Genomic DNA, 18,449 nt, shown 5'->3' with positions numbered 1-18,449 from the left:
CCTGGCCCCGGACCATTAGTGAACACTTACTTCTTGACGATCTTCTGCAAGGTTTGCTCGACGTAATCGCCACCATCCGCATCGGCGAACGTCACCTTGACGGGATACCATTCCAGCGACGGCGCCAGCCACAGGTCAACCTGCTGGCCCTGCTTGTTCGGCGGCGGCGCCTTGACCAGGTGGATGGCATGCACTTCGCCCTGGCCCGTGGCGACTTTTTCTTCCTTCACGACCTTGAAGGTCCACGGTTCGGCGTCGCGGCCGCCGGCGACAAAGAAGGTCCATTCCGAGCCGGGCACGAATTTCTCGGGCGCCGCGCGCGCCACGCTGGCCAGTTGCCAGACGGTGCTGTTGCGGTCCTGCTCGCCGCCTTTCAGCGGATAGCTTTCATCGCCCTCGCTGAAGACGATGGTCTTGCTGTCGCGCTTGAACGTGGTGGTGACGGCATCCTTGCGGAAGCGCTTTTCCACGAATTGAAATGGCGCCAGGCCATAATCGTCCACCGTTCCCTCGCTGCGCTGCTCGAGGATCTTGCCGAACAGGGCAGCCTTGGTTTCGGCCAGCAGCGAATACTTGCCATCGCCCACGCGCCAGTTGCTGACCGATTCGCCGGAGAGGGAAATGCCGCGCTGTTTGGCCTTGATCGAATACACGAGGTCAGCCGAGGGCGCCAGCTTGTACGGGCGCTTGATGACCGGGTGTTCGACGGGCTCGTCCGCCGCCATGACGGGGGACAGGGTAGCGGCCAGCAGGCTGGTGATCAGAATACGTTTCAAAGTTTTCAAAGTAGTCATTTATTTTCCTGTAGCGTCATTGACGCGAATTTGGGTCACGGTTTGCGTAGTCAGCGCCCCGTTCGCTTCGGTGTTGCGTATTTGTACCGGATACCACTGCATGGACGGCGCCAGCCAGATATCGAGCTGCGACGAATACGTGCCCGGCTTGGGCGGCCGGCGCACATGCCAGGTCACCAGCCGGCCCATCTTCGTCTCGAGTTCTTCCTCGCCCACCAGCTGGAAGCGGAACACGGTCGCTTCCTTTTCCTCGCCGACGAGGATGTCGATATTGCCCACCAGCTGATTGACATCGGCGCGGCCGATGGCGGCCAGCTGGAACGGCAGCGTGGCCTTGTCCTGCGCGCCTTCCTGCCATGGCGCCGTGGCCGTCGTGGCCGAAAAGGTGATGGCCTTGTCGGCCCGCTTGAAATGCGTGGCCGTTTGCGCGCGCCCCTTGCGCTTTTCGGTGGCCGTGACAGGCCCGATCCCCGCGTCGTCGATCACGCCTTCACTGGTCAATACCAGCAGGTTGATGCGCGTGATCAGCATGCTCAGGCCCACTTCCAGCGTCAGCTGGTAGCTGTCGCCCCTATTTTGCCACGCCATGGCGGCCACGCCCTGCCACTTGGTGCCATCGGCATCGCGCCGGTCCACCTGCAGGTCGAACTGGGCCGATGCCGGCACGTTCGTCTTGTAGCGCCGCGCCTGCTCGGGTAGCGGCGGTGGCGGCGCGCTGGCCGGCGCGGGCGTGTCCGCCACCGCCGCCGGCGCCGGCGCCGTGATGGCCGGTGTCGGCGGCGCCGCCGGTTCCGGTCCCGCCGGGCCTGGCGGCGCTTCGCTGGCCGGCGCAGTCAACAGCGCCGTTTCACTCGACGGCAAGGCCGTCGGCGGCGGCGGTGGCGGCGGCCGGGGCTTGGGCAGCGGCTTGGGCGGTGGTGGCGGCGGCACCGGCTTCACCGGCTCGGCGATCAGGGCCATGTTCACCACCTGCGCCCTGTCCTGCCCCTGCGGCGCCGTGCCCGCATGCGACGTCAGCCATTCCAGCGCCGCATAATGCAAGACGCCGATCACCGCGACAAAGACGACGGTGCGGCGGCGCGGCGGCGAAAAAAAGGAAACGGGCATCATAGGCCGTAGTGTAACGCTTTCGTCGCGTTTTCCGCCCTTGCCCCCGCTCAAGCTCCCATGTTTTATGTAAGAAAATGTTGGCGACTTTGCGTCAGTTGCAAGCCGATATCTGCTACGCTAGGGAAATTGACTTACCAGGAGATTTCGCATGGCAAACCCGCAAATGCCCCAGATTCCGGGCGCAGCAGTTGTGACCGATACGCTCGACTTCGTCAAAAACCTGTGGGGCAGCATGAGCGTGCCCGGCATGGGCATGCCGGGCATCACGGCGCCCACCATGTCGGTCGAAGAGCTGGACAAGAAAATCAATGACTTGAAAGCCGTCGAAGCTTGGCTGAACCTGAACACCAGCATGCTGCGCGGCAGCATCCAGGCGCTGGAAGTCCAGCGCGGCACCATCGCCACCTTGAAATCGATGGGTGCCTCGCTGGCCGCCGCCATTACCCAGCCCGACGCCAGCGAAAAATCGCTGTTCGATTCCGTGCCATACGCGTCCGCGTTCTTCCAGCAAGCGGCAGCGGCACCACCTGTTCCGGCACCGGCCCCGCCCGCGCCGGAACGGGCGCCTGAGCCAGCGCCGGCGGCAAGCGCCGCCAGCGATGCGGGCACGCATGCGGCAGCCCAGCTGGCCAATCCAAGTGCTTGGTGGAATTTGTTACAGGATCAGTTCAAGCAGGCGGTGACGACGGCGATGTCGCCCGACGCGGCCAGTGCGGCGGCGGCCACCTTTGGCGGCGCGGCCAAGGCCAAGCCGGCGGCAGGCAAGCCGGGCAAACCTGCCGAGGCAGGCGCGGCGGCCAAGGCGCCCGTGCGCAAGGCGGCGGCGAAACGCGCGGCGCCCAAGGCCAGGGCAGCAGGCAAGGCCTGATGCCCAGGACAGCGATATGATCAGGCGATACGATGAATGCGGATCGCCTCGATCATGTTGTCGGCCTGGCGTTTTACGTCACCGATCGTGATCAGGCCTTCGTCGGCCAGCGCCTTGGCGTGCTCGTACGAAGACTGGAATGTCTCCAGCGTGTCTCCCTTGGCGGCCACCGGGCGTACCCAGGCAATGCTGCCGACTTTCATCTTTTTGTATACTTCATTGACCACATCACGCATATTTTCTTCCTTATTGTTGTAAAGCAACTCAAGCCCGGATTAAGCTGGCGCCCAAGCCACGCTGGCCCCTAGTTTATCATCCGCCACGCTCGCGCACGGTTTTTGCCCCATTTTCGCCTGCCGCCGGTGCATTTTCCCGCGCCACAGGCACCGCTTGCGCCACCTCTGGCGGGGTCAGCTGCACCAATTGCTCCATCAATTGTGCGAAGCGTTGCTGCCCCGGTGCAATTTTGTCTACATATAGCAACACCTCCCTCGCCTCTGCCGCCAGCGCCGGCTGATAGCCGCGCTGTTCCAGGAAGGAGACGATGATTTGCGCCGAATTGAACAGGATGCGCAGATTGTTCGGCAGCTTGTCGCGCGCCGTGCGCATCCAGCTGACGGCTTCGTTGAGCTTGTCCGTCTTCCACAGCAGCACGCCCTTGTTCATCAAGTCCGACGCTTCCTTGCGCGAGGCGATGATCAGGCTGGTGCCTTCGTCGCCCATCTTGGCCTTGTCGAAGATTTTCTGCACTTCATCCTGCACCACTTGGTTGTCATGGTTGTTCTTCACCACGTAGCACAGCAGGCCAGCCGGCGCATCCTTGACGCCGACGGCAAACAGCAAGGTGGCCAGTTCCATGCAGATGGCCTTGTCCGGCCGCGCGGGATTGTCCAGCAGCATCGCCTCGAGCTCGTCGCCACAGGCGCGCGCGCGCCGGTAGTCGCCCGTTTCATGGTGCACCAGGCCTTCCGTGATCTTCGCGCGCAAGCCGATCTGCTCGGGAGGGAATTCGCGCTGCGCCAGCAGCAGCCATTGCAGCGCTTCCTTGGCCTCCTTTTTCAGGCCGCACACGCGCGCCAGGCCCAGGTAGGCGTCCGGCGTCTTCATGACGGAAAACTCGCCGATGGCCACGCATTTGCGAAAAGCCTTTTCCGCCATGCCGATATTGCCAATTTTCAGGGCCGCCAGCCCCAGGTTGCGCTGGCGCGGCACGGAATTGGGCGACAGCCGCGCCGCCTTCTCGAGCACGCCGCACGCTTCCTCGTGCTGGCCCATCAGCTGGTAGGCGATGGCCATCTGGTCGTAGGCATCGATGTAATACTTGTTCTCGACGATGACGCCCTGGAAGATCTGCCGCGCCGCCTCGTGTTCGCCATTATTCATGCGGATCTTGCCCAGGCCCGCCTTGGCCCAGCTGTAATCGCGCTCGACCAGCACTTTTTCATACACGGCGCGGGCCTTTTCCGGCTCGCCGCTCTTCAGCAGCAGCGATGCCTTCATGCGCAGCAATTCCAGCTCGTGCAGCTTGTTGACCGCGATCTGCGCATCGCACAGCCTGGCCGCGCGCAGGTAATCCTTTTCCATGCACGCCTGGTCGATTTCGCGGAACACCTGCTTCTTGTGCCATACGCGGTTCAAGCGCGTCAGCAGCACGCCTTCCGTGATGGGCTTGATCAGGTAGGCGTCCGGCTGGTGCTCGGCCGCGCCCATCACCGATTCCACGCTTTTCTCGGCCGACACCATCAGCCAGACGCTCGACGGCGCCGTCAGGTTGCGCACGCGCGTCTCTTCCAGCACTTGCTGGCCGTTCTTGCCCTCGCCCAGGTTGTAGTCGCACAGCACCACGTCGTAGCGCGTCTTGGCCAGCAGCTTCATCGCTTCGCTGCCGCTGGCCGCCTGGTCGATATGGCGCGCGCCCAGGTTGCGCAAGGATTCGCGCAGCAGGATGCGGATGCCGATGAAGTCATCGACCAGCAGGTAATGCTTGTCGGCCCAGTCGGTGCTGCCCGCTTCGGCGGCGGTGGCGTGGCTGTCTGTCATGGCGTCCTCGCTCAGGGCAGGCGCAGCATGAAGCAGCCGCCACCGAGGGCGCCGCCATTTTCCAGGGCGATGCTGCCGCTCTGCCCACGGTGCCGGTGCATCTTTGCCACCTCGCTGGAAAAATACAGGCCCAGGCCCGTGCTGTTGGTGGAAAAATTCACGCCGGCCGCCATGCCGTCCATGGCCGCGCTGCCCGCGTCGAGCAGCGCCTGCGTATAGCCGGCGCCATTGTCTTCCACGCGCAACTCCAGCAGGTCGCCTGCCTGGCGCACCGACAGGCGTATCGTGTCCTGCGTGTAGCGGATGGCGTTGTTGATGGCATGCGCGAGCACGCCGATCACGAGGTCTTCATCGAGGGTCCAGATCAGGTCCTGCGGGCAGGCCGTCTCCAGGCGGATGCCCTTCGAGGCCAGCAGGATCTTTTCCTGGTCCACCACCTGGTCGATCACCTGGCTCACCAGTTGCGGCTGCACGTCGAACGGGTAGCCGGGCTTGCCCACTTCCTTGTACAGGGCCAGCAGCTGGATCAGGTTATCGTTGAGGCGCTTGGTCTGGTACAGCATCTGCGCCATCTGCAGGTAGGCCGGGTCGGCCAGGTTGGCCTGTCGGGCGTCTTTCGCCTGTTCGGCCGCCAGCAGCGACTCCAGGGTGCCGCTGACGACGCTGATCGAATTTTTCATGTCGTGCACGGTCGACGCCAGGAACAGGAATAGCTCGGGCGAGCTGTGTTGATCTTCCACCGGATATCTCCTCGGGCGCCGGCGGCACGGCGCCGCGGCTTGAATATTGCCAAGGATAAATTATACCGCCAGCCCGCAGGCGCCAGCCAGCCGCGCGTAAAGTCCGTGACATGACGCAACAATGCCGCCCCCGCTGGCACAGGGGCGGCATCAGCCTGACAAACTGGCAATATCAGCGGCGCGCGCCCGCCAGGCGGCGCACCACGGCGATCATGCGGTCGATTTCCTCATACGTGTTGTAGAAGGCGAACGAGGGCCGCACGGTCGCTTCCACGCCGAAGCGGCGCAAAATCGGCTGGGCGCAGTGGTGGCCCGAGCGCACGGCGATGCCCTCGTCGTTCAGGGCGCGCCCCACTTCCGCCGGTTCATAGCCGGCCAGCACGAACGAGGCCACGCTGGCCTTGTCCAGCGCCGTGCCGATCAGGCGCACGCCGGGAATCGCTTGCAGCTGGTGCGTCGCGTAGTCCAGCAGCGCGTGCTCGTAGGCGGCGATGTTGTCCAGGCCGATGCGCTGCACGTAATCGATGGCCGCGCCCAGGCCCACGGCATCGGCGATATTGCCCGTGCCCGCCTCGAAACGGTTCGGCACGCCCTGGTAGACGGTGCGCTCGAACGTGACGTCGGCGATCATGTTGCCGCCGCCCTGCCATGGCGGCAATTGTTCGAGCAAGTCCGCCTTGCCATACACGGCGCCGATGCCCGTCGGACCGAACACCTTATGCCCCGAAAACACATAGAAATCCGCACCGAGCGCCTGCACGTCCACGCGCAGGTGCGACACGGCCTGCGCGCCGTCGACCAGCACGCGCACGCCGGCCGCATGCGCCAGCGCGATGATCTGCGCCACGGGCGTGACCGTGCCCAGCGCATTCGACACCTGCGTCACCGATACCAGTTTCGTGCGCCCGTTGAGCAGCTTGCGGAACTCGTCGAGCCGTATCTGCCCGCTGTCGTCGACGGGGATCACGCGCAGGGTCGCGCCCTTTTCCGCCGCCAGCTGCTGCCAAGGCACGATGTTGGCGTGGTGCTCGAGCTGCGAGACGATGATCTCGTCGCCGCTGCCGATGTATTTTCGGCCGAAGGTATGGGCGACCAGGTTGATGCCTTCCGTGGCGCCGCGCACGAAAATGATTTCATTGGGCGAGGCGGCGCCGAGAAAAGCGGCCACCTTGGCGCGCGCCGCTTCATAGGCATCGCTGGCGCGCGCCGCCAGCGCGTGGGCCGCGCGGTGGATGTTCGAATTCTCGTGCGCATAGAAATACGACACGCGGTCGATCACCGACTGCGGCTTGTGCGTGGTGGCCGCATTGTCGAACCAGGCCAGCGGCTTGCCGTTGACCCGCTCGGCCAGCACGGGAAAGTCGCGCCGCACGGCGTGCACGTCGAACGGCGCGGGGGGCCGGTGCTGGCCGGGCTGCGTCGCCGAGGGCAACTCGGTCTGGAAATAGAACGCGGGCTGGCTGTCAGATGGCGAGACGGGCAACTGGCGCGCGGGCGAGCGCTGCGGCGTGGCAAACAGCCCGCTTAAATCATCGGGCACCGATGCTCCCAGCCCCTGCTGCGCCAGGCCATCGAGCTTGCTGCCGGACGCCGGATAGCCATGCGCGCCGCCGATAAAATAATACGGCGATGGCACGCCGGGCGCATTGACCGCCGACAAACGCGGCGTCGGCACGGAGGCCGGTGCCGGCGCGATGGGCGCTTCCAAAGGCGGCGTCACGGGCGGCACTTGCGCCGTCGCCACGCCGGGGGCGATGGCGGCGAACGCGGGGCCGGGCTGCGGCGGCGCACGGTTGACATAACGGGGCGCCGCATCGAGCACGCTGCCGGAACCGCCGAGGCTGGGCGTCTTGTCAAGCGCAGGCGCGAGGCCAGGCAGGCGCGCGAAAAACTCGCCGGCCAGGCGGTTCAGGGTCGCTTCGTCGGGCAAGAGGGACGACGGCGCCAGGGCCGCCGCGCCATCACTTGTAGGTGTCTGGGTAGTCATGGTATTTACCGATCTCCACGTCTTCCAGTACGGCCAGCGCATCGTCGGTCAGCACGGCCAGCGAACAATACAGCGAAATCAGGTAGGACGAAATCGCGTGGCGGTTGATGCCCATGAAGCGCACGGACAGGCCCGGGCTTTGCTCGCCCGCCAGGCCAGGCTGGAACAGGCCGATCACGCCTTGCCGCTGTTCGCCCGCGCGCAGCAGGATGATCTTCGTCTTGCCGTCCTCGATCGGCAGCTTGTCGGACGGCACCAGCGGCACGCCGCGCCAGGTCAAGAACTGGGAGCCGAACAGGCTGACGGTGGGCGGCGGCACGCCGCGGCGCGTGCATTCGCGGCCAAAGGCGGCAATCGCCAGCGGATGGGCGAGGAAGAAGCCCGGCTCCTTCCACACTTTCGTCAGCAATTCATCGAGGTCGTCCGGCGTGGGCGCGCCCGTCAGGGTAAAGATGCGCTGGTCGTCGTGCACGCTGGCCAGCAGGCCGTAGTCGGGATTGTTGATCAATTCGCTTTCCTGGCGCTCCTTGATCGTCTCGATGGTCAGGCGCAGCTGCTCCTTGATCTGGTCGTGCGGGCTGCTGTACAGGTCCGACACGCGCGTGTGCACGTCGAGCACCGTGCTGACGGCATTGAGAAAATACTCGCGCGGCTGCTCGTCGTAGTCGACAAAGGTTTGCGGCAGTTCCGACTCATCGCGCTGCGAGCAGGCCACGCGCACATCCTTCGGATTTTTGACGCGATTGAGGCGGTAGATACCCGCTTCCACGGGCAGCCATTGCAGCAGGTGCACCAGCCAGCGCGGCGTGATGGTGGACAGCTGGGGGACGCTCTTGCTTGCATTGGCCAGCTGGCGCGCGGCGTTGTCGCCCAGCGCAAACTGGCTATCGGGGGTTGCTTCGGCCATGAACAAATACTCCTGATGAGAAAAGTGGATATGCTTATCTGAAAAACAAATAAAGTATCGGGTGTCTCCCCTCTTCTCTCAACATGCTATCGCCATCATCGTGGCGCTGAATCGACCCGCTTTAATCCACCAGCTCCGGCTCGCAGCGGGCCATCAAGCCCGCCAGGCCGATGCCCAGCGCACCGGCCAGTTTTTCCACCGTCAGCAGCGACGGCGTGGCGGCGCCCCGCTCGATTTCGCCGATGAACGAGCGGTTCAAGTCGGCCGCTTCGGCCAGCCGCTCCTGCGACCAGCCGCGCCCTTCGCGCAACTGGCGCACGGCCAGTCCAAACTGTTTGATCAACATGCTGTCCTCATGGGTGGTGGGCAAAGGCGGGGTGCGGCGGCGGCGACTCCTGCGCCTCCTGCTGGTTGTGGGCTTGCGTCACATGGCTGCCGGGCGCCACGTTGCGGGTCAGCCAGACGTTGCCGCCGATGACGGAACCCTGGCCGATGGTCACGCGGCCGAGGATGGTGGCGCCGGCATAGATCACCACGTCGTCCTGCACGATGGGGTGGCGCGCCAGTCCCTTTTTCAGCACGCCATCAAAGCCGGCGGGAAAGCGCTTGGCGCCCAGGGTGACGGCCTGGTAGAGGCGTACCCGTTCGCCCAGGATGGCCGTCTCGCCGATCACCACGCCCGTGCCATGGTCGATGAAAAAGCTGGAACCGATGACGGCGCCCGGGTGGATGTCGATGCCCGTCTGCGAATGGGCCACTTCGGCGATGATGCGCGCCACCAGCGGCGCGCCCAGCGCATACAGCGCGTGCGCCAGGCGGTAATGGATGATGGCCAGGATGCCCGGATAGCACAGCAGCACCTCATCGACGCTGTGCGCGGCCGGATCGCCCTGGAAGGCGGCCGCCACGTCGGTGTCGAGCTGGGCGCGGATGCGCGGCAGCGCGCGGGCAAAGCGCTGCACGATGGCCAGCGCCTGCTGTTCGACGGGCACCGTCTGCTGCAAGCCATGCTGGCGCGCGTGGTAACTGAGTTCGCGCCGCACCTGTTCGTGCAAGCCTGTCAAGGTCGTGTCGAGCGTGTGGCCGACAAAGAAATCCTCGCTCTCCTGCTGCAGGTCGAGCGGTCCCAGGCGCATGGGGAACAGGGCCGCGCACAGGGCGTCGACGATGTCGCGCAAGTGCTGGCGCGAGGGGAATTCGCGCGCGCCGCACTCCTGGTGGCGCAGCAAGCCGTCGCGCCAGCGCTCGCGCACGGCGCGCAATTCATCGACGATCTGGCGCAACTCCCACTGCGGCTGGGCGGCAAGGGAGGCGGAAGGCAAGGCACGCTGGTTCATGGTGGTCCCGGGAAGAGCATTAATCTTGCAGCCAAGGCAGCGCATGCCAGCGCCAGCCGCCGCTGTGGCCGCGCTGCCGCTGTTCGTCGAGGTCGCCCTCGAAGCCTTGCGCGATATTGAAGACCTGCGTGAAACCGGCCTTGGCGGCCGCTTCGGCAGCCGCGGCCGAGCGCTTGCCGCTGCGGCACAGCAGCACCACCACGGCCTCCTTGCCGCCCGCCTTCGCTTCCAGTTCGCGCACAAAGCGGGGATTGCGGTTCATGGCCGTGCCGGTGGCCCAGGCCACATGCAGCGAGGCGGGTACATAGCCGACAAAAGTGCGTTCCTCGTTGGTGCGCACGTCGACCAGCACGGCTTTGCCGGCCTGCACCAGTTGCCACGCATCCTGCGCGCTGACGATGCCCGCATACGGCAAGCCCTGCGTCTGCGCCTGGGTGCGCGCGTTATTCAGTACTTCGTCAAACGCCGCCTCGCCGTGCGCGGCGCGGGGGTCGAAAACCAGTTCTGCAGCAGCCATCTTTCCACCTCTTTTTACGTCGTCGTCAAAAACCAGCACACGTCCACTGTAGCGAACTTATGTTGTTCGGAAAACAAATTAAAAAGAGTTTGGAAAGCTGAAAAACGTATATGGGGGAATCGAGGTGTGGAGCGTCTGAAAATGCCCGGGGCCAGGCGGAGTGCCGAATGTACGGCGAGGCACGACAACAGCGCCATGGACTTTTCAGGCGTTCCGGCGGCGCTCACGCAGTAAAAAACGGGCAGGATCCAGTGCGGCAGCCAATTGACTCTCCAGCGGCAACGGCTCGCCCTCCAGCTGGCAGGCCAGCAGCTCGGCCGCCAGCGGCGCCCAGATCAGGCCGCGCGAGGCATAGCCGAGCAAGCCAAACAGGCCGGGCCAGCGCGGCACGTCGCGCAGGCGCTCGCAGCGGCCCGGCACGCCGGGGTCGGGCAAGGCGCCCGCCAGCGGCAGGCGGTCCGCTGCCATGCAGCGAAAGCCCGTGCGCCCGGCCAGCGGCGCCTCGAACGGGGCGAGGCCCAGGATGTCGGCGATCTTGGCGATATTTTCTTCCTGGCTCGATGGGCGCAGCTTGGCGTCCGCGTCCGCGTCGTAGCTGGCGCCCACGCAGACGACGCCCTGGTGCGCCGGCGTCATGTAGGCTTCGCGGCAGACGACGAACGGCAGCGACGGCAAGCTGCCTTCGGCCAGGTGCGTGACCTGGCCGCGCACGGCATCGAGCGGCAAGCCGGCCGCCTGCGCAAAATCAATGGCGCCCGTGCCGGCCGCCAGGATGACGGTGGGTGCGGCGGCGATCAGGGTGTCTTCGGCATCGCGCACCAGCCACTCGCCGTCGCCACGCTCCAGGCGCAGGGCGCTGCTGGCAAAGCGCCGCGTGAGCAAGCTGCCGCAGGCGTCCAGCATGGCCGCGCAGACGGAGGACGGGCGCGCCCAGCCGCCCTGTGCGAACCACCAGGCGCCATCGGGCGCCGGCGCGCCCAGCATGGTGGTCGCCTCGGGCGCTTCCAGCCAGCGGGCAAATTCACGCGGATACAGGCCGCTGGCGGCGATCTGCCGCTGCACCTGCGCATGCGCGCCGTCGCGCGCCAGGTGCAGCACGCCGCTTTGCGCCCCCTCGATGGCGGCGCCGATGCCGCCCAGGTCTTTCCAGCGGCTCAGCGAGTACAGGTAGGCGGCGCGCACCAGGCGCGTGGCGATATTGTCGTCCTTCGACATCAGCGGCATGAAGATGCCGGCCAGGTTGCCCGACGCTTCGCTGGCCGGCTGCGCGTGGCGCTCGACCAGGGTCACCTTCCAGCCGCGCGCGGCCAGCCGTTCGCAGGCGGCCGCGCCGGCCACGCCCGCGCCGATGACGACGGCGCACCGCTGCGGCGCCACGGGGGCCGCATGCGCGTCGTGCCGCGCATGAAAGACGGCGCGCAATGGACTGTCGTCGAAGAGAAAACCGCTTCCTTGCAGCGCCAGGCGCTGCGCATCGTCGAGCTGCACGGCGTGCAGGCGCGCGCCGTCGGCCATCAGGCGCGCCAGCACCGGCATGGAGGCCGGCACCCACGCCAGATACGCCTCATCGACGCGGGCCGACAGTTGCGCCAGGCAAGCGTCCGGATCGCCGATCAGCACGTCGAGAACCACCAGCCCGTCGCTCGAGGCCATGCGGTGCTGGCCCGGCACGCAGGGCGGCCATAGGCCGCGCCAAGGCTCAGGCAACTGGCTGGCGTCGACGGGACGGGGCGCCAGCGCGATGTAGTGCAGCTTGCCGCCGCCATACCGGGCGCAGGCGGCGCGAAAGCGCGCGCCGTCGAAGTCCGTATCGAGCGTGACCATGGCCTTCATGCGCGGCGGCCCGTGCGGCAAAAACAGGCGGGCGCATGGTCGTCGACCATGCCGATGCCCTGCATGTAGGCGTAGACGATGGTCGAGCCGACGAACTTGAAGCCCCGCTTGAGCAAGTCTTTTGACAGTGTGTCGGACAGGGCCGTCGTGGCGGGGAATGCGCCCGGCTGCCAGCTGTTGACGATGGGCTGGCCGTCGACATACGCCCACAAAAAACTGTCGAGCGTGTGGCCCTCGGCGCGCAGGCGCAAATAGGCTTGCGCATTCGTGATGGCGGCCGCCACCTTCAGGCGGTTGCGCACGATGCCGGGGTCCGCCAGCAGCTGCGCCACCTTGTCCGGTCCATACGCGGCGATCTTTTCCGCGTCCCAGCCGTCGAAGGCGGCGCGGTAGGTCTCGCGCTTGTTGAGGATGGTTTCCCAGCTCAGGCCCGCCTGCGCGCCTTCCAGGTTCAGCATCTCGAACAGCCGGCGCTCGTCGTGGCAGGGCACGCCCCACTCCGTGTCGTGATACGCGAGATAGCGGGGATTGGCCGGATTGGCCCAGGCGCAGCGGGTAATGGTCATGGTCGTGTTCTTCAGGTGCGGGCAACCGCCAGTATAGTTTATCGGCCGCGCAGGATGCGTCCCAGTTCCTGCAAGCCGTGCGCCATCTCGGCCGGCGCAATCGCCGCAAAGCCCAGCAGCAGCCCGGGCGGCGCAGTGCACAGCGGTCCCGCCGCCGGATCGGCATAATGGCCCAGCGGGCGCAGTTCGATGCCGCGCGCCAGTCCCGCGCGCGCGACCGTTTCTTCATCGTGATCGCCGCGAAAGTACGCGCACAGTTCCAGGCCGCTGTCGGCCGGACCGCACGCGAGCTGGTCGCCCAGTTCGCGCGCCAGGCCGCGCAGCAGCAGGTCGCGCCGCTCGGCATTGCTGTCGCGCGTGCGGCGGATATGCCGGCCAAAGTGGCCTTCGGCGATGAAGTCCGCCAGCGCCATCTGCGGCACGATGGCCGTGTGGCGGTCCATCACGGCCTTGGCCTGCACCAGCGCCCCGGCCAGCGCGGGCGGCGCCACCATGTAGCCGAGGCGCAGCCCCGGGAACAGCACCTTCGACAGGGTGCCCACGTACACCACGCAGCCGGCCCGGTCCAGGCTTTGCAGCGAGGCCAGCGGCGCGCCCGTGTAGCGGTATTCGCTGTCGTAATCGTCTTCCACCACCCACGCCTTGTGCTGCGCGGCCCAGGCCAGCAGGGCCAGGCGGCGGGGCAAACTCATGCTCACGCCCAGCGGCATCTGGTGCGACGGCGTCACGTAGGCCAGCTTCGCCTGCGGGCAGTGCGCCACGCCATACGCCACGTCCAGGCCCTGCGCATCGACGGGCACGGGAAAGACGCGCGCGCCGGCCGCGCGCAGCGGGCCGCTGGCGCCCCGGTAGCCGGGCGACTCCATCCAGGCAGACTCGCCGGGCGCCAGCAAAATGGTCGACAGCAGGAACAGCGCCTGCTGCGAGCCGGAGGTGATGACGATCTGCTGCGGCGTGCACTGGATGCCGCGCGAGGCCTTCAGGTAGACGCACAGCAGTTCGCGCAGCGGCAGGTAGCCGGCCGGGTCGCCGTAGCCGAACTGGTGGTCGGGGCGGCGCCAGCGCCGCGCTTCCAGGCGGTTCCACACATCGAACGGGAAATGGTCGATGCGCGGCATGCCGACGCGGAAGGCGCGCAGCGGGCCACGGTGAAACGCCACCTGGCGCATGGCCGCCACCACGCCCTGCCCGCGCGCGGACAGGGGCCGCAGCAGTCCCGGTGCCGCTGTCGCCGGGGCCGCGAGAGGGGCCGGCACGTCGCCGCTGACAAAGGTGCCGCGCCCCACGGTACCATCGAGGTAGCCTTCGGCCGTCAGCAGCGCATACGCATTGAGCACCGTCTGGCGCGACACGGCCAGCAGGCGGCAAAACTCGCGCGTGGGCGGCAGCTGCATGCCGGGACTCATGCGGCCGTCGAGGATGGCGGCCTTGACGGCCGCATACAGTTGGCGGAACAGCGGTTCGGCGGCGCCGCGCTGCAGCGGCAAGGCGGCGATGAGCTGGTGCAGGTGGGAAGCTGGCATGTCAGGAGGCTTTTAAATTGGTAGCTTCAAGATAGCACTTATTGGCTGTTTTAAATAGCCAAGACTGGCGTTAAGATGGCGCATCCCCTCACTCCCGTGGAGTACCCATGCATCAGTTTTTCGCCACCGTGGCCTGGCAGCGCGACGGCCAGGATTTCGCCGGCCAGCGCTACAGCCGCGGCCATGAATGGCAGTTCGACGGCGGCCTGACGGTAGCCGCCTCGTCGTCGCCCCTGTCCGTGCCGCTGCCGATGTCGGTGGCGGCAAATATCGACCCGGAAGAGGCGCTGGTGGCCGCCACGTCGAGCTGCCACATGCTGTTCTTCCTGTCGCTGGCGGCCCAGCGCGGCTACGTCATCGACGACTACCGCGACGCCGCCGTCGGCGAACTGGGCAAGAATGCCGCCGGACGCCTGGCCATGACGCGCATCGTGCTGCGTCCGCGCATCGCCTTCGCGGGAACGCCGCCCTCGCCCGAGGCGCTGGCCGCCCTGCACCATGACGCGCACGAGCGCTGCTACATCGCCAATTCGCTGAAGGCCGACGTGGTCGTGGCAGGAGCCGACTAGATGTACACGCCCTCCACCTTTCGCGAAGAGCGCCTCGAGGTGCTGCATGGCCTGATCGATGCACATCCGCTGGGCGCGCTGGTGCGCCACGGGACCGATGGCCTGTGCGCCGACCATCTGCCGTTCGAGATCGCCGCGCCCACGCCGGATGCGCCATTCGGCATCCTGCGCGCCCACGTGGCGCGCGCCAACCCGCTGTGGCGCGCGGCCGGCGGGAACGATGAAGCACTGGTGATCTTCCAGGGACCGCACGCCTACATCACGCCCGCCTGGTATGCGGAAAAGCAGCGCAGCGGCAAGGAAGTCCCCACCTTCAACTACGCGGTGGTGCATGCGCACGGCCCCCTGCGCGCCATCGATGACCCGGCGTGGCTGCTGGGATTGGTGGCGCGGCTGACGGCGCGCCATGAGGCGGGGCTAGCCACGCCGTGGCAAGTGGGCGACGCGCCGGCCGGCTATATCGACAAGCTGCTGAAAGCCATCGTCGGCATCGAAATTCCCCTCACGCGCCTGGAGGGCAAATGGAAGCTGGGGCAGAACCGCAGCATGCAAGACCAGGCCAGCATGGCGCGCGGCCTGGCGCTCGACCACCAGGCCGGCGCGGCGCAAGCGCTGGGCGCGCTGATCGCCGCCAACCTCACGCCAGCCAGCTGACGGCCGCCGAAAACGGGCATGCAGGGCAGCGCGAAGGACAGGGCAACACTGTTCCAGCCGCCGATGGCGGCCAGCGGCAGCGGCGCGCGCCGCACGGCCAGGTCGCCGCACAGCACCAGGACGAAGAAGGGAAACGTGATGGCAAGGATGGACAGCATGGACAGCCCTCGTAGCGGCGCGTCCGCCCACGGCCCGCCTGGCGCAAAAAAAGGGCCGCTCGCGCGGCCCCAAGGAGGTCCTGAAGTAAGGCTGCCAGCGCTTATTCCGGCTTGAGCTGGGCGCGGATCTCGCCGGCCGGATAGGCGGCGCTATGCACGTTGACATACAGCTTGCCGGCCTGGTAGCTCGCATACTGTGGCGGCGTCAGCATGGTGTCGGGCGGCACGGCAAACATGCCTTCGGCGGTTTTAAGCAGCGGCACGATGACGGGGCCATTCACGCCCACCGGCGCTTCATGGATATGCGCCACCGTGGCCACCATGCCCGTGTAGCGCACGCCGCCGCTGACGCTGCGGTCGTGGCCCACGCGGATATTGCTGCTGCCGCTGGCCGTGCTGGTATTGGCCGGCACTTCCTGCGCGCCGCTCAGGGTGACGTCGTGCCCGCCGGGATGATGCGGACCATGGGTGCAGGCGCCCAGCATGGCGGCCAGCGCCAGCGCCATGGCGGCGCGGCATGCGGGTGGGGGCAATAAGCTCATCGCGGTACTCCTTACGGATAACAGGTCACGGAAGGCGCCATGCCGCGATAGCCGGGCTTGCGCCGCACTTGTCACGCGCAAAAAACGCTTGCGTCGTGCAACAGTAACGCCGCGCCGCGACACCCGTTTTGCTTTTGACCAAACATCTAGCCTGCGGCGGGCATCAAGCCAGGTGCCCCTCCGCCACCCAGCCCCGGTTGGCGGCTGGCGCCTTCGGCTTGGGCGCGATGCCGCTGCTTTTTTCCGCTTCCAGGATGATGCTGCGCATGCTGTCGCTGGCGGCCGGCCCGGGCGCAAACGCGTAATACTCGTCATTGATGGGCAAGCCCGTCATGGCATCGACCAGCACAGGATCGGCGGCCAGGCCCGTATCGCGGCTGGCGATGACGAGGCTGGCGCCTTCCGGGGCGAAGTTTTCATTACCCCAGGCAATAAAGGCCAGCAAAACAGGCTTGAAGGCGCGCCCCGGCTTGGTCAGCACGTAGTCGTAGCGGGGCGGCTTGGCGCAATACAGGCGGCGCGTCATCAGGCCCCCTTCCACCAGGTCGGCCAGGCGCCGCGTGAGGATGGTGGGCGCGATTTTCAGGCTTTTCTCAAACTCGTCGAAGCGCGTCTTGCCATAAAACGCCTCGCGCAGGATCAGGATGCTCCACCATTCGCCTACCTTGCCCAGGCTGCGTGCGATGGGGCAAGGCAAATTATTAAAATTGGTATGTTTCATGACCATCTCCTCCCGTAAATTCCAGCACAGCGATCGAAAAAATTCTAATTCCCATACAGAAACATTCGCGCCAACTACATCGTGGCCGTCACCGTGCGTACCGGCCGCCGTGGCAAGCCGGTCTTTTGCCGCTGGATGGCCGCCGCATGCCGCTCGGCGCAGGAAGGTATCGTGAGGGGCAAGATCTGCATGGTGGCGGCCAGGGACGGGCGCATCACGGCGGCAAGATGGACCGTCATGGCGGACTCGGCTTAAAAGTGGACGGCGGCCGGGATGGCCCGCTTGCAGGTGCCCGCATGCCAGTCCACCGCGTACGGCGTGGTATTGCGGCACCGGGCATTGAGCGTCGTACTGACGTTAACGGCAGTAGCCAGTGCACCGTGATCAAGACGGGGGAACGTAGCTCGCAACATGAAACCTCCTGATGATGAAACATCATGAATGAACCCTTCAAAAGTGCAGGATTCGAGGATAGTCACGGTATTGCCGGCGTTTTTTTGGGCACGCAAACCAAGACAACAAAATCCTTGGGCCGAGAGTCGCGAGACAGCGGGATTTCAGCGTTTTTGCAGCATAGGCAAAACAGATTTTTTAATAATCGACATTGCTCTAAATCAATGCACGATTGAATTATTAGCGATCCGCGAAATCGCTGCTTCTTCTTGCGGAGAAACATCTTTTGAAATACGAGAAAAACAGAAAAAAAAAGAAAAGCGAGGCATAATAAACCACAACTTGCTATTTGGTTAAGTCATCCATGCCATGCCATCGACCAGCGAAACCATGAAAAAAAACATCTTGATCGTGGACGATTCTGCGTTCGAGCAGCGCATGCTGATGGAACTGCTGAGCGAGCAGCCCTACCGTTTCAGCATCGCCTTCAATGGTTATCAAGGCTATCAGCTGGCGCTGGCCACGCGACCCGACCTGATCCTGCTCGACGTGCGCATGCCCGAGATGGACGGCTACACGGCGTGCCGCTTGCTCAAGGCCAACCCCGAAACGGAACAGATACCCGTGATCTTCCTCAGTGGCGCCGATGCCGCCAACGAGCGCATCATGGGCTTGCAGGTCGGTGGCGTCGATTACATCTCGAAGCCGTTTACGCCGGCGGAACTGGCCGCGCGCATCCATATCCACCTCGGCTTGATGCGCAAAAGCAACATCACCTTGCCCGGCGTGCTGGACATCGCGGAGAAACAGCAGCATCCCGACCTGGTCTTCGTCAATGCCGTCAAGCAATTGATCCTCGATAACCTGGGCAGCCTGCCCAACCTGTCCGAAATCGCCCGCAGCGTCGGTACCTACCGCGAAAAGCTGACCCTGATGTTCCGCGAGCAGACGGGCATGACGGTCTTCGCCTTCATCCGCGAGGCGCGCATCGCGCGCGGGGTGGAATTGCTGCAGCAGACCGAGATCGACGTGCAGGATATCGCCCTGCTGATCGGCTTTCACAACGCGGGCAACTTCGCCACGGCCTTCCGCGAGCGCATGGGCGTCACGCCCAGCGCCTACCGCCAGCGCCTGCAGGAGCAGACGGGCCAGCGGCAGGTGTCGAACGGGCACTGAGGGGCACGCATGCC

21 protein-coding genes are annotated in these 18,449 nt (G+C 65.7%); 5 read left to right on the top strand and 16 right to left on the bottom strand.

What is annotated here, in order from left to right:
- Positions 1-26: 26 nt before the first annotated feature.
- Together AC3RCJ_RS04330 and AC3RCJ_RS04325 are read right to left on the bottom strand one after the other, a co-directional pair.
- Positions 27-794 carry a DUF3108 domain-containing protein gene (locus tag AC3RCJ_RS04330; RefSeq protein WP_492964754.1) on the bottom strand — a complete coding sequence of 256 codons (768 nt, stop codon included), beginning with the start codon at positions 792-794 and terminating at the stop codon, positions 27-29.
- Positions 795-1,904, bottom strand: coding sequence for a DUF3108 domain-containing protein (locus tag AC3RCJ_RS04325; protein ID WP_492965272.1), 1,110 nt, complete (start codon positions 1,902-1,904; stop codon positions 795-797).
- A gap of 148 nt (positions 1,905-2,052) precedes the next feature.
- Here AC3RCJ_RS04325 and AC3RCJ_RS04320 point away from each other — a divergent pair, with 148 nt between their 5' ends.
- On the top strand, positions 2,053-2,772 hold the full coding sequence (locus AC3RCJ_RS04320; protein ID WP_492956779.1) for a PhaM family polyhydroxyalkanoate granule multifunctional regulatory protein: 720 nt from the start codon (positions 2,053-2,055) through the stop codon (positions 2,770-2,772).
- Between the two features lie 20 nt (positions 2,773-2,792).
- Here the strand turns inward: AC3RCJ_RS04320 and AC3RCJ_RS04315 are convergent, their stop codons facing one another.
- The 11 genes from AC3RCJ_RS04315 to pdxR all read right to left on the bottom strand — a co-directional run bounded on the left by AC3RCJ_RS04315 (position 2,793) and on the right by pdxR (position 14,222).
- Positions 2,793-3,008, bottom strand: coding sequence for a hypothetical protein (locus AC3RCJ_RS04315; protein WP_010394693.1), 216 nt, complete (start codon positions 3,006-3,008; stop codon positions 2,793-2,795).
- Positions 3,009-3,084: 76 nt separating this feature from the next.
- On the bottom strand, positions 3,085-4,812 hold the full coding sequence (locus AC3RCJ_RS04310; protein ID WP_492956780.1) for a response regulator: 1,728 nt from the start codon (positions 4,810-4,812) through the stop codon (positions 3,085-3,087).
- Positions 4,813-4,823: 11 nt separating this feature from the next.
- A complete protein-coding gene (locus AC3RCJ_RS04305; protein WP_492956781.1) occupies positions 4,824-5,552 on the bottom strand; it encodes a sensor histidine kinase in 729 nt (242 codons plus the stop codon).
- Positions 5,553-5,724: 172 nt separating this feature from the next.
- Complete coding sequence (locus AC3RCJ_RS04300; RefSeq protein WP_492956782.1) at positions 5,725-7,539, bottom strand: family 2A encapsulin nanocompartment cargo protein cysteine desulfurase; 1,815 nt, start codon at positions 7,537-7,539, stop codon at positions 5,725-5,727.
- Positions 7,514-8,446, bottom strand: coding sequence for a family 2A encapsulin nanocompartment shell protein (locus AC3RCJ_RS04295; protein ID WP_092801784.1), 933 nt, complete (start codon positions 8,444-8,446; stop codon positions 7,514-7,516). The genes AC3RCJ_RS04300 and AC3RCJ_RS04295 overlap by 26 nt, the downstream gene beginning before the upstream one ends.
- A 121-nt stretch (positions 8,447-8,567) precedes the next feature.
- Positions 8,568-8,792: a helix-turn-helix domain-containing protein gene (locus AC3RCJ_RS04290; protein ID WP_436543391.1), complete on the bottom strand. Its 225-nt coding sequence runs from the start codon at positions 8,790-8,792 to the stop codon at positions 8,568-8,570.
- A gap of 7 nt (positions 8,793-8,799) precedes the next feature.
- Positions 8,800-9,783, bottom strand: coding sequence for a serine O-acetyltransferase EpsC (gene epsC / locus AC3RCJ_RS04285; protein WP_492956783.1), 984 nt, complete (start codon positions 9,781-9,783; stop codon positions 8,800-8,802).
- A 19-nt stretch (positions 9,784-9,802) separates the two neighbouring features.
- Entirely contained in the window at positions 9,803-10,300 is a 498-nt protein-coding gene (locus AC3RCJ_RS04280; protein ID WP_492956784.1) for a rhodanese-like domain-containing protein, read from the bottom strand.
- A 204-nt stretch (positions 10,301-10,504) separates the two neighbouring features.
- Positions 10,505-12,133: an FAD-dependent 5-carboxymethylaminomethyl-2-thiouridine(34) oxidoreductase MnmC1 gene (gene mnmC1 / locus AC3RCJ_RS04275; protein WP_492956785.1), complete on the bottom strand. Its 1,629-nt coding sequence runs from the start codon at positions 12,131-12,133 to the stop codon at positions 10,505-10,507.
- Positions 12,130-12,699, bottom strand: a complete 570-nt coding sequence (locus AC3RCJ_RS04270) for a DNA-3-methyladenine glycosylase I (protein ID WP_492956786.1) — start codon at positions 12,697-12,699, stop codon at positions 12,130-12,132. The genes mnmC1 and AC3RCJ_RS04270 overlap by 4 nt, the downstream gene beginning before the upstream one ends.
- A gap of 38 nt (positions 12,700-12,737) precedes the next feature.
- Entirely contained in the window at positions 12,738-14,222 is a 1,485-nt protein-coding gene (pdxR, locus tag AC3RCJ_RS04265; protein WP_492956787.1) for a MocR-like pyridoxine biosynthesis transcription factor PdxR, read from the bottom strand.
- Positions 14,223-14,329: 107 nt separating this feature from the next.
- Here pdxR and AC3RCJ_RS04260 point away from each other — a divergent pair, with 107 nt between their 5' ends.
- Positions 14,330-14,791 (top strand): OsmC family protein, encoded by a 462-nt coding sequence (locus AC3RCJ_RS04260; RefSeq protein ID WP_492956788.1) that lies wholly within the window; start codon positions 14,330-14,332, stop codon positions 14,789-14,791.
- Entirely contained in the window at positions 14,792-15,445 is a 654-nt protein-coding gene (locus AC3RCJ_RS04255) for an FMN-binding negative transcriptional regulator (RefSeq protein WP_492956789.1), read from the top strand.
- 259 nt (positions 15,446-15,704) lie between these two features.
- Here AC3RCJ_RS04255 and AC3RCJ_RS04250 read toward each other — a convergent pair whose 3' ends face one another.
- From AC3RCJ_RS04250 to AC3RCJ_RS04240, 3 genes are all read right to left on the bottom strand, one after another.
- Complete coding sequence (locus AC3RCJ_RS04250; protein WP_492956790.1) at positions 15,705-16,145, bottom strand: CHRD domain-containing protein; 441 nt, start codon at positions 16,143-16,145, stop codon at positions 15,705-15,707.
- Positions 16,146-16,308: 163 nt separating this feature from the next.
- Positions 16,309-16,866 (bottom strand): winged helix-turn-helix transcriptional regulator, encoded by a 558-nt coding sequence (locus AC3RCJ_RS04245; RefSeq protein ID WP_492956791.1) that lies wholly within the window; start codon positions 16,864-16,866, stop codon positions 16,309-16,311.
- A gap of 74 nt (positions 16,867-16,940) precedes the next feature.
- Positions 16,941-17,105, bottom strand: a complete 165-nt coding sequence (locus tag AC3RCJ_RS04240; protein WP_492956792.1) for a hypothetical protein — start codon at positions 17,103-17,105, stop codon at positions 16,941-16,943.
- A gap of 202 nt (positions 17,106-17,307) precedes the next feature.
- Here AC3RCJ_RS04240 and AC3RCJ_RS04235 point away from each other — a divergent pair, with 202 nt between their 5' ends.
- Both AC3RCJ_RS04235 and AC3RCJ_RS04230 read left to right on the top strand, forming a co-directional pair.
- A complete protein-coding gene (locus AC3RCJ_RS04235) occupies positions 17,308-17,616 on the top strand; it encodes a hypothetical protein (protein ID WP_492956793.1) in 309 nt (102 codons plus the stop codon).
- 33 nt (positions 17,617-17,649) lie between these two features.
- Complete coding sequence (locus tag AC3RCJ_RS04230; RefSeq protein WP_492956794.1) at positions 17,650-18,435, top strand: response regulator transcription factor; 786 nt, start codon at positions 17,650-17,652, stop codon at positions 18,433-18,435.
- Positions 18,436-18,449: the final 14 nt, after the last annotated feature.

The sequence above is a fragment of the Janthinobacterium sp. GW822-FHT07H11 genome (assembly GCF_058798615.1).
This window is presented reverse-complemented; position numbering and strand designations above follow the sequence as displayed.